This window comes from Neptuniibacter sp. PT8_73 (genome assembly GCF_047778045.1).
GTDB lineage: Bacteria > Pseudomonadota > Gammaproteobacteria > Pseudomonadales > Balneatricaceae > Neptuniibacter.
Map to the genome: position 1 here is coordinate 1,359,197 of NZ_CP180545.1, position 24,830 is coordinate 1,384,026.

The 24,830-nt window shown below is 43.1% G+C and carries 24 protein-coding genes; 18 read left to right on the forward strand and 6 right to left on the reverse strand.

Translation table 11 applies throughout. The features are described 5' to 3' along the window. Positions 1-49 precede the first annotated feature (49 nt). From ACMXYN_RS05910 to ACMXYN_RS05925, 4 genes are all read right to left on the reverse strand, one after another. Complete coding sequence (locus ACMXYN_RS05910; RefSeq protein WP_415893927.1) at positions 50-1,015, reverse strand: porin; 966 nt, start codon at positions 1,013-1,015, stop codon at positions 50-52. 312 nt (positions 1,016-1,327) lie between these two features. Next, entirely contained in the window at positions 1,328-2,878 is a 1,551-nt protein-coding gene (locus ACMXYN_RS05915) for a tripartite tricarboxylate transporter permease (RefSeq protein WP_415893928.1), read from the reverse strand. 4 nt (positions 2,879-2,882) lie between these two features. Then, positions 2,883-3,356, reverse strand: coding sequence for a tripartite tricarboxylate transporter TctB family protein (locus ACMXYN_RS05920; RefSeq protein WP_415885150.1), 474 nt, complete (start codon positions 3,354-3,356; stop codon positions 2,883-2,885). A gap of 145 nt (positions 3,357-3,501) precedes the next feature. After that, positions 3,502-4,485, reverse strand: a complete 984-nt coding sequence (locus ACMXYN_RS05925) for a tripartite tricarboxylate transporter substrate binding protein (RefSeq protein ID WP_415893929.1) — start codon at positions 4,483-4,485, stop codon at positions 3,502-3,504. 191 nt (positions 4,486-4,676) lie between these two features. Here ACMXYN_RS05925 and ACMXYN_RS05930 point away from each other — a divergent pair, with 191 nt between their 5' ends. From ACMXYN_RS05930 to hisA, 4 genes are all read left to right on the forward strand, one after another. Continuing rightward, positions 4,677-6,296, forward strand: a complete 1,620-nt coding sequence (locus ACMXYN_RS05930) for an ATP-binding protein (protein WP_415893930.1) — start codon at positions 4,677-4,679, stop codon at positions 6,294-6,296. 83 nt (positions 6,297-6,379) lie between these two features. Further along, the gene (locus ACMXYN_RS05935; protein ID WP_415893931.1) at positions 6,380-7,081 is read left to right on the forward strand and encodes a response regulator; all 702 of its coding nucleotides are present in this window, start codon (positions 6,380-6,382) and stop codon (positions 7,079-7,081) included. 116 nt (positions 7,082-7,197) lie between these two features. Then, entirely contained in the window at positions 7,198-8,337 is a 1,140-nt protein-coding gene (locus ACMXYN_RS05940; RefSeq protein WP_415893932.1) for a murein transglycosylase domain-containing protein, read from the forward strand. A gap of 79 nt (positions 8,338-8,416) precedes the next feature. Continuing rightward, positions 8,417-9,172 (forward strand): phosphoribosylformimino-5-aminoimidazole carboxamide ribotide isomerase, encoded by a 756-nt coding sequence (gene hisA / locus ACMXYN_RS05945; protein ID WP_415893933.1) that lies wholly within the window; start codon positions 8,417-8,419, stop codon positions 9,170-9,172. A gap of 71 nt (positions 9,173-9,243) precedes the next feature. On the opposite strand, the gene msrB is transcribed toward hisA, so the two are convergent. Further along, entirely contained in the window at positions 9,244-10,278 is a 1,035-nt protein-coding gene (gene msrB / locus ACMXYN_RS05950; RefSeq protein ID WP_415894468.1) for a peptide-methionine (R)-S-oxide reductase MsrB, read from the reverse strand. Positions 10,279-10,614: 336 nt separating this feature from the next. Here msrB and ACMXYN_RS05955 point away from each other — a divergent pair, with 336 nt between their 5' ends. The 12 genes from ACMXYN_RS05955 to ACMXYN_RS06010 all read left to right on the forward strand — a co-directional run bounded on the left by ACMXYN_RS05955 (position 10,615) and on the right by ACMXYN_RS06010 (position 23,016). After that, positions 10,615-10,821 carry a DUF1289 domain-containing protein gene (locus ACMXYN_RS05955; protein ID WP_415893934.1) on the forward strand — a complete coding sequence of 69 codons (207 nt, stop codon included), beginning with the start codon at positions 10,615-10,617 and terminating at the stop codon, positions 10,819-10,821. A 214-nt stretch (positions 10,822-11,035) separates the two neighbouring features. Then, positions 11,036-11,320, forward strand: coding sequence for an STAS domain-containing protein (locus tag ACMXYN_RS05960; RefSeq protein WP_415893935.1), 285 nt, complete (start codon positions 11,036-11,038; stop codon positions 11,318-11,320). 32 nt (positions 11,321-11,352) lie between these two features. Beyond that, on the forward strand, positions 11,353-11,715 hold the full coding sequence (locus tag ACMXYN_RS05965) for a response regulator (RefSeq protein WP_415881668.1): 363 nt from the start codon (positions 11,353-11,355) through the stop codon (positions 11,713-11,715). Between the two features lie 8 nt (positions 11,716-11,723). Beyond that, positions 11,724-14,192 (forward strand): chemotaxis protein CheA, encoded by a 2,469-nt coding sequence (locus ACMXYN_RS05970; protein WP_415893936.1) that lies wholly within the window; start codon positions 11,724-11,726, stop codon positions 14,190-14,192. Beyond that, positions 14,189-14,710 carry a chemotaxis protein CheW gene (locus ACMXYN_RS05975; protein WP_415893937.1) on the forward strand — a complete coding sequence of 174 codons (522 nt, stop codon included), beginning with the start codon at positions 14,189-14,191 and terminating at the stop codon, positions 14,708-14,710. Before ACMXYN_RS05970 ends, ACMXYN_RS05975 begins: the two co-directional genes overlap by 4 nt. Before the next feature lie 17 nt (positions 14,711-14,727). After that, on the forward strand, positions 14,728-17,091 hold the full coding sequence (locus ACMXYN_RS05980; protein WP_415893938.1) for a methyl-accepting chemotaxis protein: 2,364 nt from the start codon (positions 14,728-14,730) through the stop codon (positions 17,089-17,091). Between the two features lie 67 nt (positions 17,092-17,158). Next, on the forward strand, positions 17,159-17,998 hold the full coding sequence (locus tag ACMXYN_RS05985; RefSeq protein ID WP_415893939.1) for a CheR family methyltransferase: 840 nt from the start codon (positions 17,159-17,161) through the stop codon (positions 17,996-17,998). A 5-nt stretch (positions 17,999-18,003) separates the two neighbouring features. Further along, positions 18,004-18,618 (forward strand): chemotaxis protein CheD, encoded by a 615-nt coding sequence (locus ACMXYN_RS05990; protein ID WP_415893940.1) that lies wholly within the window; start codon positions 18,004-18,006, stop codon positions 18,616-18,618. Beyond that, positions 18,602-19,681 carry a protein-glutamate methylesterase/protein-glutamine glutaminase gene (locus ACMXYN_RS05995; RefSeq protein ID WP_415893941.1) on the forward strand — a complete coding sequence of 360 codons (1,080 nt, stop codon included), beginning with the start codon at positions 18,602-18,604 and terminating at the stop codon, positions 19,679-19,681. Before ACMXYN_RS05990 ends, ACMXYN_RS05995 begins: the two co-directional genes overlap by 17 nt. A 24-nt stretch (positions 19,682-19,705) precedes the next feature. Beyond that, the gene (locus tag ACMXYN_RS06000) at positions 19,706-20,932 is read left to right on the forward strand and encodes a methyl-accepting chemotaxis protein (RefSeq protein WP_415893942.1); all 1,227 of its coding nucleotides are present in this window, start codon (positions 19,706-19,708) and stop codon (positions 20,930-20,932) included. 44 nt (positions 20,933-20,976) lie between these two features. After that, a complete protein-coding gene (locus tag ACMXYN_RS06005; RefSeq protein WP_415893943.1) occupies positions 20,977-21,285 on the forward strand; it encodes an STAS domain-containing protein in 309 nt (102 codons plus the stop codon). A gap of 6 nt (positions 21,286-21,291) precedes the next feature. Further along, positions 21,292-23,016, forward strand: coding sequence for an ATP-binding SpoIIE family protein phosphatase (locus tag ACMXYN_RS06010; protein ID WP_415893944.1), 1,725 nt, complete (start codon positions 21,292-21,294; stop codon positions 23,014-23,016). Here ACMXYN_RS06010 and ACMXYN_RS06015 read toward each other — a convergent pair. Then, positions 23,013-23,771: a TlyA family RNA methyltransferase gene (locus ACMXYN_RS06015; RefSeq protein ID WP_415893945.1), complete on the reverse strand. Its 759-nt coding sequence runs from the start codon at positions 23,769-23,771 to the stop codon at positions 23,013-23,015. The genes ACMXYN_RS06010 and ACMXYN_RS06015 overlap by 4 nt on opposite strands. 138 nt (positions 23,772-23,909) lie before the next feature. Between ACMXYN_RS06015 and ACMXYN_RS06020 the strand changes: the two genes are divergently transcribed. Together ACMXYN_RS06020 and ACMXYN_RS06025 are read left to right on the forward strand one after the other, a co-directional pair. Then, entirely contained in the window at positions 23,910-24,338 is a 429-nt protein-coding gene (locus ACMXYN_RS06020; RefSeq protein WP_415893946.1) for a hypothetical protein, read from the forward strand. Positions 24,339-24,439: 101 nt separating this feature from the next. Further along, a complete protein-coding gene (locus tag ACMXYN_RS06025; RefSeq protein WP_415893947.1) occupies positions 24,440-24,826 on the forward strand; it encodes a RidA family protein in 387 nt (128 codons plus the stop codon). The last annotated feature ends 4 nt before the right edge of the window (positions 24,827-24,830 follow it).

Consider the following 24,830-nt stretch of genomic DNA (forward strand, 5'->3'; position numbering starts at 1 on the left):
TGGCTCAATAGGCTTGAAGGGGAGGACCTATTGAGCCACCGTTTAGCAATTAGAACTTGATTTGCATGCCTGCAAGAACGTCGATTTCAGAATCTACGCTAGCATCGTCAAAACTTGCTTTAGCTACTTCGGCGAAGACTGATACGTTCTTCTGTGACGGGAATTTATATGTCACGTTAGTGTACCAAGAGCTCGCGTCTTGGTTGTCTGCATCAGAATCTACATTCACGTAACCTAGCGCTACTCGAGTAGTGTCTAGAGGCTGGAAAATAGCGACTAAGTTACTGATGTCAGCATCAGCTGTTGCTGGGTTGCCATAGTCAGTCGAACTGAAATCCGTTCCAAAAGTTGCAAAACCAGCATCGAATTTGGCACTCACACCCCAAGTATCATCTGAATAAGTCGAGCCGCTAGCTTGATGAGTTTGGTATGCAGCGGCTAGAGATAGCTCAGACAGTTTAGTGCTAACAAACAGATCAGTTGCTTCACCATCTTCGCTAGCATTGCCGTCTGATGCTATTTCATGTGATACAACTACAGTGGCATTATCAAAGCTTGCTTCTAGGCGGATAAGATCGTCGCCTGAGCTTTTAACTACATCAAACTGATCTTCATCAAGGATCGTTTCATAAGCCGCTTCCACACCAAACTCGTCGCCGGCCGTATTGGTTTTACCAACTTTTAACTTCAAGTTGCTGTATTGAAGGCCTAGGTAGGCTTCTTCTAATTTACTATCGCTGGCACTGGAATCGTCGGCCGAACCGTTAAAGGAAAAGTCTAGTTGGCCGAAGGCTTTAAGATCGTTGCCTAGATCGTAAATAATTGTGTTTTTCAGCTCTAAATCATCAAACTCTACGTCAAAATCATTGGCTTTTTTGTAGTCATCACGTAATTGAAGCTGCCAATCGCCTTTCAGTTTATAAGTTAAACCGTCAGCGCTGTAGATTGTTGCTGCCATGGACGTGCTGGTAGCGAGTGTTGCGGTAATAGCTACTGATAAAGCTAGTTTTTTCATGTTTGCCTCTTTTGTATTTTTTAGAACCTCTTGCTCAGAATTGTGTTGAGCACAGAGGGAAGCTTTGTATTTCAGTAAGTGACTATTTGACTCGGGACAACTGGGACATCAGTTGTGAAATCCTAAGTGCTCAATAGCCGACTTAGAGTTTTAAAATGTCAAAACCGTGCTGCAAAAGGCATTCAGTTTGGGGATTGCAGGCACAGCCATCCGCTATTCCTCCTATGGATTAGTTAAAGTTGAGTGAAATTGGAGAGCAGGAATTTACAGCCTGACTTGTAAATTCCTGCTTATGTTGAGTCGTGGTTAGGGCTAGCCTTCACCCTCAGAGATAGCTGCTTCGCAACCTGGGGTCTTGCTGGAATCAGTTCTCTTTCTCCAAGCTTCGATGATTGGAGGAAGGACTAAAATTACGATTGCTGTAATGACGATACTCAGTGTCAGAGGACGCTCCCAAAGGAAGGCAAAGCTGCCATCAGAGATGGTTAAAGCACGGCTTAAGTTGTTTTCCATCAAACCGCCTAAGATAAAACCAAGCAGCATAGGGGCCATAGGGAACTCAAGTAGTTTTAGGAATATGGCTATAACCGTAATGATCGCCATCATGTGAATATCAAAGCTATTAAAGCTCACGAGATAAACACCAGTGATCGAGAAGAAAAGGATCAATGGGATTAAGATCGGTCTTGGGATAACCAGTAGTCGAGAGATATAAGGTATCAACGGCAGATTAAGAATCAGTAGTACCAAGTTACCAAAGTACATCGAAATGATGACAGACCAGAACACATCCGGGTTATCTAGAAATAAACGAGGGCCCGGCTGAATACCGTAAGCAATTAATGCACCTAGCATAATTGCTGTTGTACCTGAACCAGGAATACCCAACGTCAGAAGTGGTACGAATGAGCCTGTAGATGCGGCATTGTTTGCAGATTCAGGTGCTGCCAAGCCACGTAAAGCGCCCTTACCAAATTTTAGTTTCTCTTTGGCTGAAGCAAGGTTACGTTCCAGACCATAAGCAAGGAAAGACGCGATGGTTGCTCCTGCACCTGGAAGGATCCCAATGAGGAAACCAAAAAAGGAGGAGCGGCCAACGGTAGGGGCAACGTGCTTAACTTCTTCTTTGCTTAGCTTCATGCTGCCTAGTTGGCTCATATCCATAGGTGCTTCTTTCTCGTTATGCTGACCTTTAAGGACAGTCATAACTACCTCGGTTAAAGCAAAGGTTGCCATAGCTAAAAGTAAGAAGCTGATACCATCGATCAAGTCGACGCTGCCAAACGTAAATCGGGTTGTGCCTGATGTAACATCTGTACCTACAGTAGCGATCATCAAGCCTAATACGGTCATGATTAGAGCTTTGATAACTTGGCCTTTACCAGAGAATGCCGCTACAGCAGTTAAACCAAGAATCATCAGGGCAAAGTAATCGCTAGATTGGAAACTCAACGAAACAGAGGCTAATGCAGGTGCTGCAAATAGCAGTACCAGCGCACCGATAGTGCCGCCTGTAAATGATGAATATGCTGCAAGCGCTAAAGCTTTACCTGCCTGCTTTTGTTGAGCAAGCGGGTAACCGTCAAAAGAGGTTACAACTGTGCTCGCACAGCCGGGAGCGTTGATCAAAATCGATGAAGTTGAGCCACCAAAGACCGCACCGTAATAAACTCCGGCCATCAAAATAATGCCAGAAGATGGATCTAGTCCGTAAGTGATTGGGATCATCAGGGCTACTGCTGAAATAGGGCCTAAGCCTGGCAACATCCCGATAAACGTGCCTGCAAAGCAGCCAACAACGACCATCAATAGGTTAAAAGGCATCACCGCAGTGGTAAGGCCGGTAATAATTCCGTCTAACATGAGATCAGCCTCCAAAAATTGTAGTTAACGCTTTACCTGGAGCCAGATAAATATCGAGTAGTTGGGTTAGTGCGAACCATAGGAAAATGGCAAAAGGCACCGATGCAATAAATAGGGTCTTGGGCCTTCTTTCGCCTAATAGCCAGTAACCACCGACTAAAAAGAAAATGGTAGAAATTAAGAAACCTAGCCATTCAAGTGCTAACGCAAAAAGTACAACGAGTAGTAATAATTTGATTACTAATGGGAAGTCATACCCTTTAAGAACTAACTTTTGGTCATTGCTAGATTTGGTTGTAGCCAGCAGTAAGATGGACAGTACGCCACCTACTATTGCCAAAGCATTAGGAATTGTTTGTGCGTGGAAAGGTTCGAATTCATCACCAGGCAGTAAAGGGATCTGAGTTGCATAGTAGCCGTAAGCTACAGACAAACTGAGAAATACCAGACCACCAATATGATCTTTGCATAAGGTCATGAGGATCCTCCTGCTATGGCAGAGGCCATAACTGTCTATTTAAAAAAACCGAGGGCCAGTCGACAGAGGCCAAAGGGCAAAGCCCTCGGTAAAGAAGGCCTGACTTAATCGAAGTCAGGGATATTGCTGCGTAATGAGAGTGTGTTTACTTAAGGAAGCCAAGTTCACGCATTAGGGCGCCAACTTCTGTTTCCTGAGTTTCTAGGAATGAGATAAATTCAGGGCCTGGTTTGAAAATCTCTGTCCAGCCATTACGTGAACGGACAGTTTCCCACTCAGGTGTGTCGTACATTTTTTCTAGAGATTCAATAAACTCAGCTTGTTGCGCTTCGCTGGTGCCTGGTGCCGCGAAGAAGCCACGCCAGTTTACAAATGTAGTGTCGTAGCCAAGCTCTTTTAAGGTTGGAACGTCTGGTGCTGCTTCATTTCGTTCGCTGCCTGTCATGACCAGAATACGTACTTCGCCTGCTTCAGCCAGGGCTAGCGCCTCACTGAAACCTGTCGAGAGAAGTTGTGTTTCTCCAGAAAGAAGGCCGGCCATTGCTTTACCGCCTGCATCGTAAGCAACGTAGCGAACTTGACGTGCATCGCCGCCCGTTGCTTTAAATGCCATTGCAGCTACTAGGTGATCCATGCTGCCACGAGCAGAACCGCCGGCAATTTTGATAGAGCGTGGGTTTGCTTTGTAGTCAGCAACCACTTGTTTGAAATCGGTGTATTTTGAATCTTTCTTAACGACAAAGGCACCGTAATCGCCGATAGTTGCAGCGATTGGTGTTAGATCACGGAATGATTGTGGGAATACTTTAGAAAGTGAACGAATTACGATAGGTGTTGAGTTCACCATCAAGGTGTCTTGCTTCTGTTCAGCTGTCTCGATCAAGTGAGCAATGGCTTTACCACCGCCACCGCCAGACATATTTTCGTAAGAGATCGTATCAACAATACCTGCTTTAGATAGCGCTTCACCAGTGCCACGGGCTGTTGAATCCCAGCCACCGCCTGCGCCACCAGGGATTAGAAAGTGAATGCTTTCCATTGCTTGTGCTTGGTAGGAAACACCTGCTGTCATGCATGTAGTTAATACGGCCGCCATCAGAGTTTTTTTGCTTTTAACTTTACCGAACATCGAGATCACCTCGTATTTATTTTTGTGATGCCTACAAAGTAGTGAGGTTTATTCGGCAAATGAAGCTTATGAAATTAAAGGCTTTTTAAACCTTAAAAATCATTTTGTTCATAATGTTTACGGGGCTTTTTAATCGAGGTTAGCTAAGCTTTAAAGTATCTAATGATTAGGGTATTTAGCGAGTTCACTGAATGAGTTTGGATATTAAAGTACTAAGCCGATTAAAACTTAAGAGCCGTATGATCCTGATTTTGGGATTAATGGCGATTGTGCAGACAGGTTTTATCGGTGTTTTTGCGGTCCATTACCTACATAAATCGTTAGATGAACAGATTGGTCAAAGAGCGTTAGATGTGGCTAAAACAATTGCTGTCGCTCCACAGATAATCGACGCAGTACAAAGGGGCGATAGCCAATATTTACAGCCTTTAAGTTTACGTTTGGCAGAAGAAACTCAAGCTCGATTTGTGGTGATTGGAGATAAACAGGGGATCCGTCTGGCGCACCCAAGAACAGAAAAAATTGGTCGGCCAATGTCTGATGATGAAGGTGACGATAATGCACCGGCGCTCGTGGCAGGTCAGGGATACCTTTCTAAAGCTTTAGGTAGCATGGGGTGGTCGATGCGCGGGAAAGCGCCGATCTTTTCAAATGAGGGTGAGGTTATAGGTCTGGTGTCGGTTGGTTATCATCTTGATCAGGTCGAAAACATTATTGAAGAGTATCGGATTACACTGATCGCTGTTATTGGGGCGTCATTTTTATTAAGCGCAATGATTGCTGTTTGGTTCGCTAATCACTTTAAACGAGCCATTTTTGGCTTGGAGCCTGAGCAGATCGCGCGTTTATTTGATGAGCAAAGAGCGACATTAGAATCGGTGCGTGAAGGGATAATCGCTATCAATAATGATGGACGGATCACAACCTTTAATCGAACTGCTGTGGAAACACTGGGTTTAGCGGATTATGCAGAGCTGGCTGGGCGTCACATATCAGAAGTGTTACCTGACAGTACAATGCTAGAGGTGCTAAAAACAGGACAGCCGCAATTCGACGAGGAGGTATGGCTCTATGGTCATAATCTCATCGCTAACCGCTTACCTTTAAAACAAGGTGATCAGATTACTGGTGTTGTTTCGAGTTTTAGGCGCAAAGACGAATTAGCGATGGTGAGTAAAAAACTAACGCGAATTCAGCAATACGCTGACAGCTTACGCAGCCAGTCACATGAATACTCTAATAAGCTGCATACCATTGCGGGTTTGATTCAGATTGGAGCAACCGACGAGGCTCAGGCGCTTATAGGGCAAGAAGCGCAAAGTCACCAAGAACTGATCACTTTACTACGTGAGGCTGTTTCCGATCCTGTATTGGCGGGGTGTTTATTAGGTAAATATAACCGTGCTAAAGAGATGGGGCTTCACCTCATTATCGATCCAGATAGTAGAATGTTATCGCTACCAGATAAGCTCCCTCGAGAGCACTTAGTCAGTATTATTGGTAACCTAATCGATAATGCACTTGAGGCTACATGGGAGCATACGGGTTTAGGTGGAGAGGTTGCGCTTAGTATGTTGGATTTGGGTACAGATCTAATCTTTGAGATTGAAGATCAAGGGCCGGGCGTAAAAGGAGGCGATCAAGAGAAGATTTTCGAGAAAGGATATACCAGTAAAGCTAAAGATGGGCACGGCATCGGGTTACATCTGGTGAAACAGCTATTAGGAAATTTAAATGGCACAGTGACCTGTGAACTAGGAGAGAAAGGGGGAAGTCGATTTATCGTCTATATTCCCAAAGCTCAGGGGTGAGACTTATTCGTAGGTATAGAAAAATGAGTATTACTAAAAGTTGATACTCAGTGAAATAAAACTCAATTAACAAGTATAAAAAGATGAGTGATATTCGAGTTGTTATTGCAGAAGATGATCAGCAAATAGCTGAGATACAAAAGCGGTTTTTAGAGCGTATCTCTGGATTTGAGTTAGTTGGGATTGCTCACGGATTAGAAGAAGCTGAGGATCTGGTTGAGGTCCTGCAGCCAGAGCTTTTATTGCTTGATATCCAGTTTCCGACAGGGACTGGCTTAGATCTACTAAGAAAACTGCGTTCAGGGAATCAAGGAACAGATGTCATTTTAATTACCGCCGCTAAAGAGGTGGAAACACTACGTGAGGCACTGCGTGGTGGTGTCTTTGATTACATTTTAAAACCACTCGTTTTTGACCGTCTCCAAGAAACCCTCGAAAACTATCAGCTGCATCTAAAAAAACTCCAAGCTATGGAGTTATTGGCTCAAAGTGATGTGGATAAAGTGCTGCCTAGATCGAGTGGGCAAAGCTCAAGCGTTTCCACTGTCACTGGAGAGGTTCGCCTACCTAAAGGGATTGATGGAATTACTTTAGATAAAGTCCGAAATGTCTTCTGTGCGGTAAATACGCCGCTCAATGCTGAAGAAGTAGGGGAGGAGATCGGCGCGAGTCGAACTACTGCAAGGCGGTATCTAGAGTTTTTAGTGAGTGCAAATGAACTTATGGCCGAAGTTAACTATGGCAGTGTTGGGCGCCCAGAGAGAAGGTATACCCAAATTAAGTAAGTGATTGATGGTCTTGTCGTTGCGCATGCTGATCTGATTAGGTTACTGTCATAGATCTAAGTCAGCTGGAAGTTTCTTTTGAATCTTCTGCCTTATTTCCCCTGATTAGAGGTTCTATGCTCACACGCAGACGCTTTTTACTGGGCTTACTTCCGCTAGGTTTGGCTGGTTGTACAACTCATGATGCATTTCGAATCGCAACCAGTGTAGCAAGAGGCCAAAGTGTTGAAGGTGCACTTACCTCTCACGCTAAAAGTAAAGCGACCGGTTGGGTAACCAATCCTAAAGGTTTGGTTAATGACATTAAAAAGTTCTCTCAACTGATCAGCAGCGTATGGGGAGAGGATGAAGCCCTTCAGCCTACGCCAACGACCTATGTTAAATATACCGATAAGTACCTGAGTCGAGGAATCGTAGACTTCGAAAAAGGACAAATTCGCGTCGAAACTTTAGATCAGAGCAAGCTGCAAAGTGCGATAGTTACCTTGTTGTTATCGCCAGAAGATCCAACCCAAGTCGATCTTTATTCGGATGCCCCAGTTACTTTGGGGGGAGAGCCTTTTCTTTATCAGCAGATCCTAGATCATGAAGGCCAACCAGTAAGATGGGGGTGGCGCGCTGAGCGATATGCAAAATACCTTCTAGCGAACTCGTTACAGAAACGTCAAGTAAAGACCGCTAATGGTGCTACAAAAACGGAGTATTTTGTTGAGCTTCCTTTGGTCGAAAAGCACCGCTTAAAAAGGCGCTACCGTTACGCCGCTTTGGTGGACAAGTATTCTCGACAATACAATCTCAATCCCTCCTTAGTGTATGCGATCATCGAGACCGAAAGTCACTTTAACCCTTTTGCGGTCAGTCATGCTCCAGCTTATGGATTAATGCAGATTGTTCCAACAACAGCTGGGCGAGATGCTCACCAAGAGATTTATGGTCGCGCCGGTACTCCTTCCAGAAATTATCTATTCAATGTCGAGAATAATATCCGTATGGGATGTGCTTATCTGCATATTCTGCAAACGCGCTATTTAGTTGAAGTAAGGGATCCTCAGAGCAAAGAATTTTGCATAATTGCTGCGTATAACGGTGGTGTAGGTAATGTGCTGAGGAGCTTTTCGAGTGATCGTCGACAAGCCATCAATGCGATTAATCGATCCACTTCTTCCAGTGTTTGGCAGAGATTGCAGAGCCGTATGCCATTAGAAACACAGCGCTATTTGGTCAAAGTAACCGACGCTAAGCGCCGTTATGTATAAGAATCAAATGATTGGCATATACCTAAAGCGATTCGCTCTATAAAATAGCGCCTTTCAGCTTCGATGATCAGGAGATAGCGTGACACAGTTTCGTCCATGTATCGATCTGCACCAAGGGCAGGTTAAGCAAATTGTTGGTGGTAGCTTGCAAGATAGTGGTGCTGATACCAACTATGTAAGCCCTTATGATGCGGCTTATTATGCGGAACTTTATCAGCAGCATAACCTGACGGGTGGTCACGTCATCGCATTAGGGCCTGGTAACAAAGAGCAGGCTTTATTAGCGCTATCAACCTGGAAAGGTGGTCTCCAGTTTGGCGGCGGCGTAAATAATGAAAATGCTACTGAGTATTTAGAAGCGGGTGCATCTCACGTTATCGTCACTTCTTATCTATTCGATCAAGGTCAATTTAGCTGGGAACGTTTAGAGAAGATTAAGGCTGAAACAGGTGCTGACAAGCTTATATTGGACCTTAGCTGTCGTCGTACGGAATCCGGTTGGAATATAGCGACCGACCGTTGGCAAACGGTGACGAGCCTAGCGGTTGATGAGAAAACCTTGTCTGAATTAGGTGAGCATTGTGCTGAATTTTTAATCCATGCTGCGGACGTTGAGGGCTTGCAGGGTGGTATAGATCAAGAGCTAGTTAAGCTTTTAGGAAAAGCGTGTTCGATCCCTGTTACTTATGCTGGTGGAGCACGTTCTCTCGAAGACCTTAAGCTGGTGGATCAGCTTTCTCAAGGCAATGTCGATCTGACCATCGGCAGCGCTTTAGATATATTTGGTGGAAAGGGTGTCACTCTAGAAGAGTGTATCGCGTGGAATGCTCGATAAAGTCAATCAGGGATAAGAAAAAGGCAGCGAATCACGCTGCCTTTTTATTTGTTTTTAGTTGATAAGCGCTTTTATTTAAAAAGCTGTGCAAATTGACTATAACCTTGGGCTGTTAGCTCCTCTTTAGGAACAAAGCGAAGAGAAGCTGAGTTTATGCAATAACGCAGGCCTGTAGGGGCAGGGCCATCATTAAAAACATGACCCAAATGAGAGTCCGCTCGTGAACTTCTTACTTCAACTCGTTTCATAAAGAAGGAGTTGTCCTGTTTTTCTACAATTTCTACCCCTTCGATCGGCTGAGTAAAACTCGGCCAGCCGGTTCCAGACTTATATTTATCCGTCGATGAAAATAGTGGTTCACCACTTACGATATCTACATAGATACCTTCACGCTTTTCATCCCAATACTCGTTATCAAATGGTCTTTCTGTGCCATCTTCTTGAGTTACTTTGTACTGAAGCGGACTAAGATTAGATTTTAAATAGTGTTCAGATGGTTTGACGAACTGCTGGATGCGGTAGTCAGCGCTTGAGCTTTGGTCTTTGTATTGGGATAGGTCATGTTTAGCATTTTCACCCCAAACCTTTGATAAAAATTGATCACGACCAGAACCATTACGGTAGTAGCTATAGCGAAGCGGATTTTTCGCATAATAATCTTGGTGGTAATCCTCGGCAGGGAAGAAGTTCTTAAACGGTGCAATTTCAGTCTCTAAAGGTTTACCGTAAACGCCAGACTTAACAAGGGCATCAACAGACTGATCAATAGCCTGTTTTTGTGCTGCATTATGATAGTAAACGGCTGGACGGTACTGCTTCCCTCTATCAACAAATTGCCCATCCCCATCAGTTGGGTTCATAACGCGCCACAGATGTTCGAGTAGGCCTGCGTAAGAGATGATTTCAGGGTTGTAGTACACCTGAATCGCTTCTGTGTGTTTGGTTAAACCGGCAGAAACTTCTTTGTAATTCGGATTAGCTTTCTCTCCACCGCTATAACCCGAAATGACTTGAACAACACCATCAAGCTTTTCAAAATCTGATTCAGTGCACCAGAAACAGCCGCCGGCGAAAGTAGCTATAGCGAGCTGATTTGATTGTGTTATTGCTGGTGCAGTTGATAGGGAGGCTTGCTCATTTCCTGTGGACAGGGTCGTAATACCGACGCCAAGTATTGAAATGGCTGAGATGGCAATTATTTTTTTCATTTCGACAGAACCTGTAAATACTGGTAATGAAAATTTAGAGAGGTCGTTAAGCAATTGGTTCCATAAAATCTGTAAGTCTTTTATGAAGCCATTATAAAAACGGAATTGGCAAACTTTGCTATGCTCTTATTAGGGGAGAGCCCCTATAATTACTTAAGGAGCTCGGTATCGGTACATCAAACTGTAATGAACTAACATTATTGTAATTGCCGGTTTGGCCAAAGGAATGAAGTTATGCTTTCTAAATCCAATCCAAATCAAATTGAATCCCCTTGCGTAAGAAATTGCTGCCTTAATGAGCATGATATTTGCGTTGGGTGTTATCGATCTTTAGACGAAATCCTTCGCTGGAGTAAAGTTTCAGAAGAGGAGCGTTCTAAAATTCTAAAAAATACAGATCGCCGTAAAGCTCAGTTATCTTCTGTTAGGTTAAATAGCTGAAGGGTTAGGTCATCTTCTTGTAAAACTGATTGATATATAATCATTGGTTGCATGTTGTTAGCAATATGCTGAAATATCAGAGGTTTTTGATAAATATCCTTTGACATATTGTGCGAGTTAGGCGAATTTTATAGATAATTTTTATACCCTTTGCATTTAAGAGTGTATTAAAGCGGTATATTGATGTAAGTCTTATATATAAGGAACATCCATAATGGACGCTAACAGTGTATTGGCAATGCCTGAAGAGCTATCTATTGCAAATGTGACTGAGTGGCAACAAAAGTTAGGTCAATACCTAAACTCGGTGGATTCTGTTGTCTTAGATGGCGATAAGCTCACTCGAGTAGATACTGCTGCACTGCAACTGTTAACGGCTTTTTGTCTGAAGGCCCAAGCTCTCCAAAAAGCCGTAGAGTGGATTAACCCTTCAGATTCTCTAGTGAAAACTGCATGCCAGTTAGGTCTAGAAAAAACTCTATCCCTTAAAAATGATTAACCTGCTCAGGATTTATGTGGAGATTAGTATAAATGGCTAGCATCTTAGTTGTTGATGATTCGGCTTCTTTAAGAAATATGGTGACCTTTACCCTCAAACAGGAAGGCTACCAAGTAGTGGAAGCAGCTAATGGGCAGGAAGCTTTAGGCAAGGCTCAAACAGGACGTTTTGATTTAGTTCTGACTGATGTAAATATGCCAATCATGGATGGCATTACGTTGTGTGCTGAACTGCGTAAATTACCTGCATTCAAGTTTACGCCAATTTTAGTTTTAACTACCGAAAGCTCCCCTGAAATGAAGCAGAGGGGGAAAGGTGCTGGCGCAACCGGTTGGCTCGTTAAACCATTTAATCCAGAGAAACTTCTCAGCACAATTAAGCGTGTAGTACGGTAGACGGCATTATGAGTATTGATCTATCACAATTTATAGCTACTTTCCTTGAAGAGAGCTATGAGGGTTTAGAGGTTATGGAGTCCAGCCTTCTAAATCTTGATTCAGCCGATGAAGAAACGATCAATACTATTTTTCGTGCTGCGCACTCAATAAAAGGCGGTGCGGGTACGTTCGGTTTCAACGAAGTAGCAGATTTTACACATGTAGTTGAAACACTATTAGATGAGTTACGTAGTGGCAAACAGTCCATAACCCCCGATCTTGTTAATCTGCTACTAGAATCTGTCGACTGTATCAAAATGTTGCTTGAAGCAGCTCAAGATGGTCCTGAAGTTGATGCACCCAAGATCCAGCAAGTACAACAGCGTTTAGAGCAAGCTTTGGGGCAAGAGCCTTCTCAAGATCAGATTGCGCCCGAGCCTTCTTCTAGTGCTTCCAGTGATATTGATGTTAAAAAGTCTTGCTGGAATATAAAGTTTTGCCCTCATAGAAATTTACTTCAGGCAGGTCACGAACCTGCTTTTATGTTTGAGGCCTTAGCTGATTTTGGTGATTTAACGGCAATTCCAAGTTTTGCCAACTTGCCTGATTTTTCATCTTTAAATTCTGAAGAGCTTTTTCTCTCTTGGGGTTTACAGCTCGTTTCTGATGATTGTTCAGAAGAAGACGTTCGGGAAATCTTCGAATGGGTGGAAGATGAATGTGATCTCGAAGTCAATCAGGGGGAAGTTTGCTCTGATAATCTCAGTGTTACAGAGGATGCTGTTAGCAGTGATGCTGGGTGGTCAATCTTATTCACTCCTAAGCCTTCAATGCTTGAAACAGGAAATGAACCTAGTTTCATGTTTGAAGCATTAGAAGAATTAGGTCATCTTGATATACAGGCTAATCTAGAGCGACTAGTTGATTTTGATAAGCTTAATCCAGAGCAGCTATTACTTTCTTGGCAATTAGAACTGATATCTGATTGTAGTAAAGAAGAGATAGAAGAAGTTTTTGAGTGGGTTGAGGATGAATGTTCTCTAGGCGTTGAGCCTAGAGTGCAACAGCCTTCTGATGAAATTCAGGAGAGTTTTAAACAAGGTGGAACGCTATCAAACGTAGAGTCTCCCTCTATTGAATCTTCTGCCCCTACAGCTGAACCTACACCAAAACCTGAAACACAAAAAACAAATGCTGTACCTGCAAATCAAGCTAGTACAGCTAGGAAACCTAAGGCAGCTGAGAGCAGCTCTATTAGGGTAGATACAGATAAAATCGACGCGCTCATTAACCGTGTTGGTGAATTGGTAATCACTCAAGCTATGCTTGGACAGGTGGGTGAAGAACTCGCTGAAATAACCGGTGGTTCTGAAGTTGAACGTCTACAGTCTGGTCTTGAGCAATTAGAGAGAAACACGCGAGATCTCCAAGAAGATGTAATGCGTGTTCGTATGTTGCCTATTAGTTTTGTTTTCAACCGCTTCCCTCGTTTGGTTCATGATGTCAGTGGCAAGTTAGGTAAGAAAGTAGAACTCGTTATTACAGGTGAGCAAACGGAAATTGATAAGACAGTGATGGAGAAAATCGGTGACCCTATGGTTCACTTGATTCGAAATTCTCTTGATCATGGTTTAGAAGCGCCTGATGAGCGTGTGGCTGCCGGTAAGTCTGAAGTCGGTAGGGTGGAGCTTAATGCTTATCATCAGGGCGGCTTTATCATTATCGATATTACCGACGATGGCCGTGGGTTAAACACCGAAAAAATCTACCAGAAAGCATTAGATAACGGACTTATAACTGCTGATCAGCAGCTTAGTGATAGTGAAATTAATGAACTTATCTTTAAGCCTGGTTTTTCGACAGCTGATGCGGTGAGCGATCTATCGGGCCGTGGCGTTGGCATGGATGTAGTAAGACGTAACATTGAATCGTTAGGCGGGCATGTCAGCGTAACTTCTGAACCCGGTCACGGTTCAACCTTTAGTGTCAGCCTGCCTCTGACTTTAGCCATACTAGACGGTCAGCTTGTTCGTGTTCATAACGAAACTTATATTGTTCCGCTGATTTCTATTGTAGAAACAATCCTTGCTGATAAATCTGCAATGAGCCCGATTGCGGGTGAAAACAAACTGCTTCATTTCCGCGAAGAATATATCCCGCTTATCAACTTACGTACCCTATTTAAGCTTCCTGTAGACGACGATCAAACTGATACATGTTTAATCGCCATTGTTGAAAATGGTGGGCAAAAAATCGGTTTAGTTGTAGATGAGCTATTTGGACAGCAGCAGGTTGTAATTAAAAGCTTGGAAGTTAACTTCAAGCGTATTGAAGGGTTTGCAGGAGCAACGATCTTGGGCGATGGCAGTGTGGCGCTAATCCTTGATATTGCCGGTCTGATGAAACGCGGTTTGGATTTTGAATCGGCAAAAGCTGCTCAAAAACGAAATGAAATATCACGTAGTGAACATGCTGATCAGGGAGCTGTGGCATGACAGATACTGAATGGCAGGAGCAATCTGAGCTTTTAGATCAAACAGCCGATGGGCACCAATATCTAAGTTTTCTTCTAGATGATGAAGAGTACGGGGTGGATATTCTTAGGGTGCAGGAACTTAGAGGCTGGACGCCGGTTACTCATGTGCCAGATATGCCTGACTACCTCAAAGGTGTGCTGAACTTACGTGGGGCGATTATTCCTGTGATTGATCTGCGTTTGCGATTTGGTCTTAATCCTGTGGAATATGGGCCTACAACTGTTGTTATTGTGATCAATGTAGACAGTGGCACTAGTCAACGTGTGATGGGGATCATTGTTGATGCGGTTGCTGAAACATACACGCTGTCAACAAATCAGATACAACCTGCACCGCAGATAGGTGGTGTAATAAATGCTGAGTTTATTACTGGCCTTGTGGCGCAGGATGACAAAATGATTGTCCTGATGGATATAGATGAATTAATGAATTCCGATGAGTTAGCTGCAGACTCATCAACAAGAGCTGAAGTGTAAGGGGCGGAGGAAAGAAAATGAAAATCAATGAGCCGGTTACGGATCGTGAAGTTAAGCTCAGAGATGGTCAGGAACTTGTTACAAAAACAAACCTGAAAGGCATTATTACTTACACTAATCCAGACTTTATCGAAATTAGTGGATTCAGCCATGACGAGCTTGTGGGTAAAAACCACAATGTGGTTCGTCATCCCGATATGCCTCCTGCGGCTTTTAAAGATCTATGGGATACCCTTAAGTTGGGACGTCCATGGTCAAAATTAGTAAAAAACCGTTGTAAAAATGGTGATTACTATTGGGTTAAGGCTAATGTTACCCCTATCTTCCGCAATGGAGAGATTGTTGAGTACATGTCTGTACGAACTCGTCCAAGTCATGAAGAGATCGAACAGGCTACAGCTCTTTACGCGAAGCTAAAGCGTAATGAAGCAACGATTCCTTCGCCAAATGCCGTACCTAAGCAGAATCTTGCAGGTCAGATTAACCATCATGCCGTAATGGCTGTTGTGGCAGCGGTGCTGATTAATGCCGCGATTTACTTCATGGGCTTACCTGCTGAAGTGCTGATGGTTGGCCCTATTGTTGCGTTCCTCATTATTCTATTCGGTGCTAATAACTGCTTGAAAACCGGCGTTATAAAACCGTTAGAGCAAGCTAGGCGCCACATGCTTGATATCACTGAAGGAGACTATTTAGCACCAATTCCTTTGGATGAGCCAGGCGAAACGGGTGAGCTAAAACGAAATGTGAAAATTCTTGCGACAAAACTCGGTTACGAAGTGAATGATGCCAAAGAGGCTGCAAATCGTGCTTCTCGTATTAAAGTAGCCCTAGATAATGTGTCTTCTAATGTTATGTTGGCGGATAACGACGGCAATATTATTTATTGTAACGACGCTGTCTTAGGCATGATGCGTAATGCTGAAGATGATATCAGAGAGCAATTACCGGAGTTTGAAGCGGATAAAATTTTAGGTTCGAACTTTGATATTTTTCATAAGAATCCAGAACATCAGCGTCGTATGTTGGAAGGCCTTAAAACCACATACAACGGTAAAATCAAAGTTGGTACGCGTAGTTTCAGTTTGATTGCAAACCCAGTAATTGATGAGAACAGCCAACGACTGGGTACAGTTGTTGAGTGGATGGATATTACCGATCAGCTTGTTGCGGAAGACCAGGTGGCTAACCTGATTCAAAAAGCATCTCAAGGTGAATTGAACGAACGACTTGATGTAGAGCTTTACAGTGGTTTTATGGCAAATATTGCCTCTGGTGTTAACCAAATGTTGGATGCAGTTGTAGAGCCTCTTCGCGAAGTTAAACGCGTTCTAAGTGCGATGTCTGACGGTGATCTGACACAACAAATGTCTGGCGATTTCCGTGGTGAATTTGCAGAGTTGAACAATGCACTTAATAGTTCCTTGCACAACCTGAATACAATGGTTGGTGAGATTAGGACTGCGGGTGCAAGTATTACAACAGGCGCTTCTGAAATCTCAAGCGGTAACACAACGCTAAGTTCCCGTACAGAATCTCAAGCAGCAAGCTTGCAAGAAACTGCAGCAAGCATGGAGCAGATGACCAGTACGGTTAAGCAAAATGCTGATAATGCTGATGAAGCTCGAAACCAAGCTAGTGATGCTCAGAAATTGGCAGAGAAGGGCGGTGAAATCTCCAATAAGGTAGTGACCTCAATGGGAGATATACGCGCGAGTTCTACCAAAATTGCAGAAATTATCGGTGTGATTGATGAAATTGCTTTCCAGACTAACTTGCTTGCTTTGAACGCAGCGGTAGAGGCCGCGCGAGCTGGTGAACAAGGTCGTGGTTTCGCAGTAGTTGCATCTGAAGTTCGTAGCCTTGCTCAACGAAGCGCAAGTGCGGCGAAAGAGATCAAAGAGCTGATCAGCGATAGCGTTGAAAAAGTTGAAGAGGGTGGATTATTCGTTGATGAGTCCGGCAAAGCGTTAGCTGAAATAATGGACGCTATCAAAAACGTATCTACTATCATCAGTGAAATTGCTGCTGCTAGCCGTGAACAAGCGATTGGTATTGAGCAAGTGAACATTGCAGTAACGCAAATGGATGAAGGTACACAGCAAAATGCGGCATTGGTAGAGGAAGTTGCGGCAGCTTCAGCGTCCATGGAAGAGCAAGCAGGTCAACTTCAAACACTAGTAAACCAATTTGAAGTAGTAGAAGCCGAGGGTATGTCTAGCCCAGTGCAAACGCCGGCAAAAGCTGAAGGTGTAAGCCGTCTAAGAGAGTTAGCAAGCCAGAACCTTCAAGCTGAGCGCAAGCCTGAAGTTAAACGCACTGTACCAAAGCAGCCAATTATAAGTGCCGGTGCTAGTGGTGATGAGTGGGAAGAGTTTTAAGTAGTAAAAAACAGCCTATCATTTCAGATAGGCTGTTTAACACTCTTTTAAATTTCAGGGAGCGTTAATGGCATCTGATTCTACCAGATCCCGAGAGTTTACCTTTACAAGGCAGCATTTTGTGAAGGTAAGGGATGAGCTTTACGATTATGCTGGAATTGTACTAGCTGATCACAAGCAAGATATGGCCTACAACCGTTTGGTACGACGTCTGAGAGAATTGAAACTCTCTAACTTTGATGACTATTTCTCTTTTTTAGACGATAACCCTGTTGAATTTAGCCAATTTATTAATGCGCTTACGACAAATCTAACCGCTTTTTTCCGTGAAAAGCACCATTTTGAATTTATAACAAACACTATTATTCCAGAAATTAAAGCAAGTAATTCTTGTCGTGTTAGAGGCTGGTCAGCTGGCTGTTCTTTAGGGGAAGAGTCATACAGCTTGGCAATGACCTTGCTAGAAGCGGGGATCGACCCTTCTCGTTGGGATATACGCATATTGGCGACTGATATAGATTCCAAGGTATTAAGTAGCGCGAAATCGGGTATTTACACAGAAGACCGCATAAAGAACCTGCCAAACTCACAACTCAAACGTTGGTTCCTGAAAGGTAAGGGATCACAAAAAGGTTTTGTGAAAGTTAAACCTGAACTGCAAGATTTACTTAGATTTAATTATCTAAATTTGATGCAGGACTGGCCAATCGAAGGGCCTTTAGATTTTATTTTTTGTCGAAATGTAATGATCTATTTTGATCAAAATACTCAGGCACGATTGTTGGATCGCATGCACTCTTTGCTGAAGCCTAATGGTTATCTATTTGTAGGGCATTCTGAAGCATTGGCGCGCCATGCTAGTAATTTTGAGCTAGTGGGTAAAACTATATACAGAAAGATAGGGTGAACTGTATGCCTGTAAAACAAAATCGCCCAAAGTATATATCCGGTTTTGAGCATTTTAAATCTTTCTGGGAGCCGCGCTGGGAGCTTTATGCTGTAAAGGTAAAGCCTGGTGAGTTTTATATTGCTAATGATGAGTTAGTTATTACGACTTTGCTGGGCTCTTGCATATCGGCTTGTATCTTTGATCCGGTGACTCGCTATGGTGGGTTAAATCATTTTATGTTGCCTACTGGCGGGCCCAATGATGATCTTCAGCGCTCCTCTCGATATGGTTTGTTTGCTATGGAGCAGCTGGTTAATGAGTTAATGAAACATGGCTGCCTGCGAGAAAATTTGCATGTAAAGTTAACTGGCGGTGGGAATATGATGTCTGGCCTCGCCAATATTGGTCAGCAAAACATAGATTTTATTCTTAAGTATATAGATGACGAAGGTTTAAAACTGGTAGCCTCAGATTTAGGCGGAGATCAAGCTCGTCGAGTGGCATTTTTCCCTGCTACTGGACGTATGCTAGTTAATAAACTAGATCATCGCGACGACCAGCGTGTAATTGCTGAAGAGCGATCTTACCAAATTGATGTTGATCAGCATCTGGATGATTCAGATGTTGAACTCTTTTAAAGGAAATTACCCTGATATGGAAAAAACCCGGGTATTAATAGTTGATGATTCTGCCTTGGTCCGCGGAGTAATTAGCGAATTGTTGTCTTTAGATCCTAGTATTGAGGTTGTAGGTACCGCGGTTGACCCTTACGATGCTAGAGACAAAATAAAGCAATTAAAGCCAGATGTGCTAACGCTAGATATTGAAATGCCAAAGATGGATGGCATTACTTTCTTAAAGAATTTAATGAAACTAAACCCGATGCCTGTAGTCATGCTGTCGACTCTGACGCATGAAGGTGCTGATGCTACTTTACAGTCATTAGAAATTGGTGCGATAGATTATATAGCTAAGCCTTCAAACACTCAGTCAGATGACCATCTACAACAATTTCAGTCTGATTTAGTCGCGAAAGTTAAAGCTGCTGCTTCTACTTCAGCCAAGCTAAAATTCAATCGTAATAATCGAGAACAAATATCAAAAGTTATTTCTAAAGTTCCTTTAGCGCGTGCTAGAAATCAGCTTATTGCTATTGGATCTTCTACGGGGGGAACTGAGGCGTTACACCACATTTTAGCTTCTCTACCTGCCAATATGCCGCCCATTATTGTTACACAGCATATTCCTGTTAGTTTTAGCGATCGGTTTGCTAACCGATTGAATAGAAATTGTGATCTAAATGTGGCTGAGGCTAGAGAAGGGGACGTACTTCAAACTGGGCACGTATATATAGCACCGGGGGATTCTCATCTCTGTATCAAACAGAATGGTCACGAGTTTGTTTGTGTATTGGATGATAGCGCTCCAGTAAATCGCCATAAGCCTTCGGTAGAGGTGATGTTTAACTCCATCGCATCTTTAGATCAAAGGAATATAACTGCCATCATGCTTACAGGAATGGGTGAGGATGGGGCTGTCGCGATGAAAGGTCTTGTGGATAAAGGTGCCCATTCCATTGTGCAAGACGAGGCTACAAGTCTTGTTTGGGGAATGCCTGGTAGTGCAGTAAGGCTTGGAGCAGCAAAAGAAGTTGTACCTTTAAATGATATTGCGCAACGATTGGTTCAGCACCTATCGTAATTTTGAGTAATTGAGGTTAGCTAAATGACGTTAAAGAAAATAATGTTGGTTGCCGCTTTGGTGGCAAGTTTAGTCTTAGCAACAGCAGAGGCTCTAGGGCTTGCAAGTATTGTGAACTTAATTTGTCTAGTGGTGCTAATTCCTGCTCTTCTTGCTCAATTTATATTGAAGGACGACGTTGCATCTTCTTCAAGACTTAATGATCGAGAGCCTAGCATTTCTGTGGGTTCAGGTGTTTCAGTTGATCCTGCATTACATGATGCGGTTAAAGAGGTGTCTCAGACTCTTGTGCATGATGCAATGATTGTTAATCAGGAAGTGTCACGAGTAGACGGTTTGATTAAAGAGTCTGTTCATCTGATGAGTGATAGTTTCCATACGATGCATGATTTAGCGAGCCGTCAGGCAGCATTGACTGCTGAAATTATTGATCAAACGCATGAAAGTGATTCTCAAAGTGGAGAACAAAATTTAAATGCTGAATCATTCAGTATTCAAAGTTTCATAGCTGAAACTGGCTACACTTTGGATCAATTTGTGAATGTAATGGTGGATGTAAGTAAAAATAGTCTAGAAACAGTTCACCACATTGATGATATGGTTGAAAAGCTGGATGGAATATTCGGTTTAATCGAGAATGTCGAAGGTTTGGCTAGCCAAACAAATTTATTGGCACTTAACGCAAGTATTGAGGCTGCACGAGCCGGTGAAGCGGGTCGAGGCTTTGCTGTTGTGGCGGATGAAGTACGTACTCTATCGATTAATTCTGCTACCTTAAATAATGAAATCCGCGAAGAGATAGGCTCAGCAAAAGAGACCATCGAAATTTTACGTAGCACAGTTGGTGGGATGGCTTCTACTGATATGAGCGACACCATCGGAACGAAAGATAAGATGGGTCAAATGCTTGAACATATGGCTAATATGAATCATTTCTTGAATGAGAAGGTCACTGAAATTTCACATATTGGTACTCAGCTTAGTAGTAGTGTTGATCAGGCTGTTCGTTCTTTACAGTTTGAGGATATCTCTTCTCAAGCGCTCTCCTCTGTAGAGCATAATGTCGATTCCTTAAACGAAGTATCTACATTAATTTCAAATGTGATCACGCCAGATCATCAAGTAAATAGTGCCGCTGCGGAAAAATGTATGGCGCGTTGCAAAGAGCTCAGAGAGCAGTCTTTACAGCGTAATCAGACGCGCACAGTAGCGCAGAATGATATGGAAGAAGGGGACGTAGAGCTATTCTAATAGTGTTCTACTATCCAAAAAGTCTTAGAGAGATGGGATAACTTATGGCAATTTCTGTACAAAATGCTGGTGATAATAAAACGATTAATATTGTAGTTACTCAGCAGTTTGATTACTCCTTGCATCAATCTTTTCGAGACGCTTACCGAAATGTTGATGCCCCTGGTACTATTTTTAAAGTGGATCTATCTAAGGCTACTTACATGGATAGTTCGGCTTTAGGGATGATTCTTTTGCTAAAAGAGCACGCAGAGAAGAAAGGTGGGAAAGTTATTATCTCGAGACCTAATGAATCGGTACATAAGATTTTAACAATTGCGAATTTCGATCAGTTTGTAACTATCGAGAGTTAATGGTTTATGGTTGAAGCTGAAGTAACTCAGACTGGAAGCGGCGATAATCAAGTATTAATTGTTGATGATATGCGTCTGAATCGTCAGATCTTAGGTCAGATGATTATAGAAATGGGGCTCGAGGCAGTCTTTGCTGAAACGGGTGAAGAGGCCGTAGAAAAGTACCAAGCATTAAACCCAAGCTTGATTCTTATGGATATCAATATGCCTGGTATGGATGGCATTCAAGCGACATTGCAAATTAAACAAGCAGCTAAGGATAGCTTCATACCAATTATTTTTGTGACCGGTGCCGAAGGGCAGGATGTTATCCGCCAAGCCATTGACGCCGGTGGTGATGATTATATTCAACGTCCTTTTCCTTTTGAGTTACTTGAAGGAAAAATTGTCGCGCTAAGGCGCATCGCGCAACTTTACCGTCAGGTTAATCGTTTAAATCACCTGCGAGCTCGAGAAGAGGAGGTGGCAGAGCAGTTATTAAGTGGTGCTGTTGAGTCCGCCAATGTTGCTCTCGATCAAATACGAATTCATAAACAACCTGCGGAAACATTCAGCGGCGATGTCCAACTCAGTGCTTTCCGCCCTAACGGCGAATTAAATGTTCTTTTGGGGGATTTCACTGGTCATGGTTTGACTTCTACGATTGGTGCTTTACCTCTATCAGAAACCTTTAGGGCAATGACAGCTAAGGGTTATGATGCAGAAGAGATCATCGCTCAGATTAATCGTAAGTTACAAAAGCTTTTGCCTACAGGAATGTTTCTCGCGACAGCTATAGTCACTTTGAGCCCAGATGGTACGGCTAAAATATGGAACGGAGGTTTGCCTGATATTTTGGTGATCTCTAAAGGTGTAGTGGTGCAACGTATTGTATCCAGTCATCCTCCTCTAGGCATTATCCCTTCAGTCAAAGAGCTTAATTTTGAACATACCAAGGTTAAGCCGGACGATCATATTCTGTTACTCAGTGATGGTGTAATTGAAGCAGAAAATCATAAAGCTGAGCAGTTTGGTGAAGATCGGTTATATCAATCTATAGCCGCTCAGAAAGCTAATCCTGAGACTCATTTAGTCGATATCATCTTGTCAGACCTCAGTGAATTTGTTGATGGCAATATTCAGAAAGATGATATTTCTCTGATAGATATTCCTGGCAGCGTTACAGCCGATGATATCAAACCTATCACGCCGTGCGGTGTTGAATTGGATGTTAATGAATCCTCTATCCTTGATATCTGGAACTGGAACTTGGAACTGCAAGGTGCCAGTTTAGCCCGTATTAACCCAGTTGCTCAGGCCTTAAGTCGTCTTCAGGAATCAGAAGGCGGCGGTGATCAGTGGCACAGTGTTTTCAGTATATTAACTGAGCTTTATGTTAATGCCCTTGATCATGGGGTGTTGAAACTTGAGTCCAGCTTGAAATCTTCCCCTGAAGGGTTCGCTGAGTACTTTAGTGAGCGAGAAAAAAGACTGGAATCGCTTTCCAATGGCGCAGTTGCGCTCTATTTGCAGCATACTCGATTTGCCCATGGGGGGCGCCTGTTAGTTAGGGTAGAAGATAGCGGAGAGGGTTTTGACTATGAGCATTGGCTCCATAGTAAGCCAACGGCAAGCGTAGGTCAGTTTAGTGGTCGAGGAATCGCGCTTGTGTCTGACCTATGTGACAGCATCCGTTATGAGAACGGTGGTACGTCTGTTGAAGTGGTTTATAGCTACTCCACTAAAGACTAGATCTTTTGCGCAATAATCAAAAATTCTCGATTACCATCACCTCCTTTGATTGGGCTTTCAAAGTAATCGAGAATTTGCATACCTAGATTGGCACAGCACTCTGCTACTTTGGCTTTAACTTGAGGGTAGAGTGAGCTATCTCGCACAATGCCTCCTCGACCAATGCCTTCTTTTCCTACCTCAAACTGTGGTTTTACAAGGCTAATTAAATATCCTTCCTCAGCGATAAGCGGAATTAACGAAGGCAAAATTTTACGTTGCGAGATAAAGGAAACGTCCATAACTGCTAGATCAAAACCTTTACCGTTTGTATGCTCTAGAAGCATTTCATGCGGTAGATCTCTGCCATTGATGCCTTCATAACAAGTTACTCTAGGATCCCGCCGTAGCTTATCAGCCAGTTGATCATGACCTACTTCTATGCCTACGACAGAATCAATACCTGCTTGCAGCAAGCAATCAGTAAAGCCTCCAGTTGATTGGCCAACATCGATGGCTGTTTTGCTCGTCAGTACAAGTTGGAGCGTATCCAGAGCCTTTAAAAGTTTTAAAGCGCCGCGTGAGACGTAACGGTCGCCTTCATCTTCTTCAACCTCAAATCGTGTATCGGATTCTAACTTTAGACCGGGTTTTGTAAGTGACTGCCACTTACCTTTGATCTCAGCTCGAACTCTGCTTGATTTGATTAATTGTTGTGCGTGAGTACGCGAGCGGGCGAATCCAAGTTCAACAAGTAGAAGGTCGGCGCGTAGCATGGTTCAGATAAGGTTCGCTAAAAGATGAGGATTATACGCAATCTTATCCTTGCTGGTTAGATTTTTAATTGCGGTGTACACTGCATTAAACATAGCACGTTCGTAGAGCAACAAGGCGAAAGTAATAAAGGAACTCATATGCGTAAGTGTTTAACGCTAAGTTTAGTTTTGCTATCGGTGAATAGCTGGGCAGAGGTAAATAAGGATGACTTACTGAAGTGCCGTAGTTACGCTGACCCTAATGCAAGAGCCCAATGTGTTCAACTGCTTAAATCACCAAAGCTAAGAGTTGCTTCCAGCGAATGTAAGAAAAAGCTTTCTTGTTGGGAAAAACGCTTTCGAGAACAGGCGGAACGGCATTGTTCGAATGCGTTTGCTCGCCGTGCCAAATATTCCTCCTATTGGGAAAAATATTGGAGCGGTCAGGATTTCGATAAAGTAAGTTGGATTGATCAAGGTAAAGGTACGATGATGTACTACGAAAGAGAATCCAGCGTAGTTCTACAGTGTCGTTTTTACCCAAGTACGCCTTCTCGGGTTAGGGTGAGTATTGCCCCAGCTCGATAATTATCTATATAAGGTTGGCCGAGTATTTAGGTTGTAATGACCTACAATTTGGGCAGCCTAATAATTTATTGTAAAACCTTATCTTTTATACAGGGATAACTATGAATAAAAGCATCATCAGTACTGAAAATGCACCTTCTGCAATTGGTACATACTCTCAAGCGGTTCGCGTTGGTAACACAGTCTATATGTCTGGTCAGATTCCTCTGATTCCAGCAACTATGGAGATGGTTACAGAGTCGTTTGAAGCGCAAGCTGAGCGGGTCTTTAAAAACTTGCAGGCTGTTGCTGAAGCGGCGGGTGGTTCTCTTTCTGATGTGGTTAAGGTAACGATTTTGTTATCTGATATGAGCCACTTTGCGATGGTGAATGAAGTGATGGCGCGTTATTTCTCTGAGCCATATCCGGCGCGTGCTGCGTTTGCGGTTAAGCAATTACCGAAAGATGCAGATATCGAAGTAGAAGCAATTATGGTGACTGCTGAGTAATTTA

Bases quoted from the DNA above. Each gene is read 5' to 3' on its own strand.
- ACMXYN_RS05910 (WP_415893927.1), bottom strand. From the start codon at position 1,015: ATGAAAAAACTAGCTTTATCAGTAGCTATTACCGCAACACTCGCTACC.
- ACMXYN_RS05915 (WP_415893928.1), bottom strand. From the start codon at position 2,878: ATGTTAGACGGAATTATTACCGGCCTTACCACTGCGGTGATGCCTTTT.
- ACMXYN_RS05920 (WP_415885150.1), bottom strand. From the start codon at position 3,356: ATGACCTTATGCAAAGATCATATTGGTGGTCTGGTATTTCTCAGTTTG.
- ACMXYN_RS05925 (WP_415893929.1), bottom strand. From the start codon at position 4,485: ATGTTCGGTAAAGTTAAAAGCAAAAAAACTCTGATGGCGGCCGTATTA.
- ACMXYN_RS05930 (WP_415893930.1), top strand. From the start codon at position 4,677: ATGAGTTTGGATATTAAAGTACTAAGCCGATTAAAACTTAAGAGCCGT.
- ACMXYN_RS05935 (WP_415893931.1), top strand. From the start codon at position 6,380: ATGAGTGATATTCGAGTTGTTATTGCAGAAGATGATCAGCAAATAGCT.
- ACMXYN_RS05940 (WP_415893932.1), top strand. From the start codon at position 7,198: ATGCTCACACGCAGACGCTTTTTACTGGGCTTACTTCCGCTAGGTTTG.
- ACMXYN_RS05955 (WP_415893934.1), top strand. From the start codon at position 10,615: ATGCTTTCTAAATCCAATCCAAATCAAATTGAATCCCCTTGCGTAAGA.
- ACMXYN_RS05960 (WP_415893935.1), top strand. From the start codon at position 11,036: ATGGACGCTAACAGTGTATTGGCAATGCCTGAAGAGCTATCTATTGCA.
- ACMXYN_RS05965 (WP_415881668.1), top strand. From the start codon at position 11,353: ATGGCTAGCATCTTAGTTGTTGATGATTCGGCTTCTTTAAGAAATATG.
- ACMXYN_RS05970 (WP_415893936.1), top strand. From the start codon at position 11,724: ATGAGTATTGATCTATCACAATTTATAGCTACTTTCCTTGAAGAGAGC.
- ACMXYN_RS05975 (WP_415893937.1), top strand. From the start codon at position 14,189: ATGACAGATACTGAATGGCAGGAGCAATCTGAGCTTTTAGATCAAACA.
- ACMXYN_RS05980 (WP_415893938.1), top strand. From the start codon at position 14,728: ATGAAAATCAATGAGCCGGTTACGGATCGTGAAGTTAAGCTCAGAGAT.
- ACMXYN_RS05985 (WP_415893939.1), top strand. From the start codon at position 17,159: ATGGCATCTGATTCTACCAGATCCCGAGAGTTTACCTTTACAAGGCAG.
- ACMXYN_RS05990 (WP_415893940.1), top strand. From the start codon at position 18,004: ATGCCTGTAAAACAAAATCGCCCAAAGTATATATCCGGTTTTGAGCAT.
- ACMXYN_RS05995 (WP_415893941.1), top strand. From the start codon at position 18,602: ATGTTGAACTCTTTTAAAGGAAATTACCCTGATATGGAAAAAACCCGG.
- ACMXYN_RS06000 (WP_415893942.1), top strand. From the start codon at position 19,706: ATGACGTTAAAGAAAATAATGTTGGTTGCCGCTTTGGTGGCAAGTTTA.
- ACMXYN_RS06005 (WP_415893943.1), top strand. From the start codon at position 20,977: ATGGCAATTTCTGTACAAAATGCTGGTGATAATAAAACGATTAATATT.
- ACMXYN_RS06010 (WP_415893944.1), top strand. From the start codon at position 21,292: ATGGTTGAAGCTGAAGTAACTCAGACTGGAAGCGGCGATAATCAAGTA.
- ACMXYN_RS06015 (WP_415893945.1), bottom strand. From the start codon at position 23,771: ATGCTACGCGCCGACCTTCTACTTGTTGAACTTGGATTCGCCCGCTCG.
- ACMXYN_RS06020 (WP_415893946.1), top strand. From the start codon at position 23,910: ATGCGTAAGTGTTTAACGCTAAGTTTAGTTTTGCTATCGGTGAATAGC.
- ACMXYN_RS06025 (WP_415893947.1), top strand. From the start codon at position 24,440: ATGAATAAAAGCATCATCAGTACTGAAAATGCACCTTCTGCAATTGGT.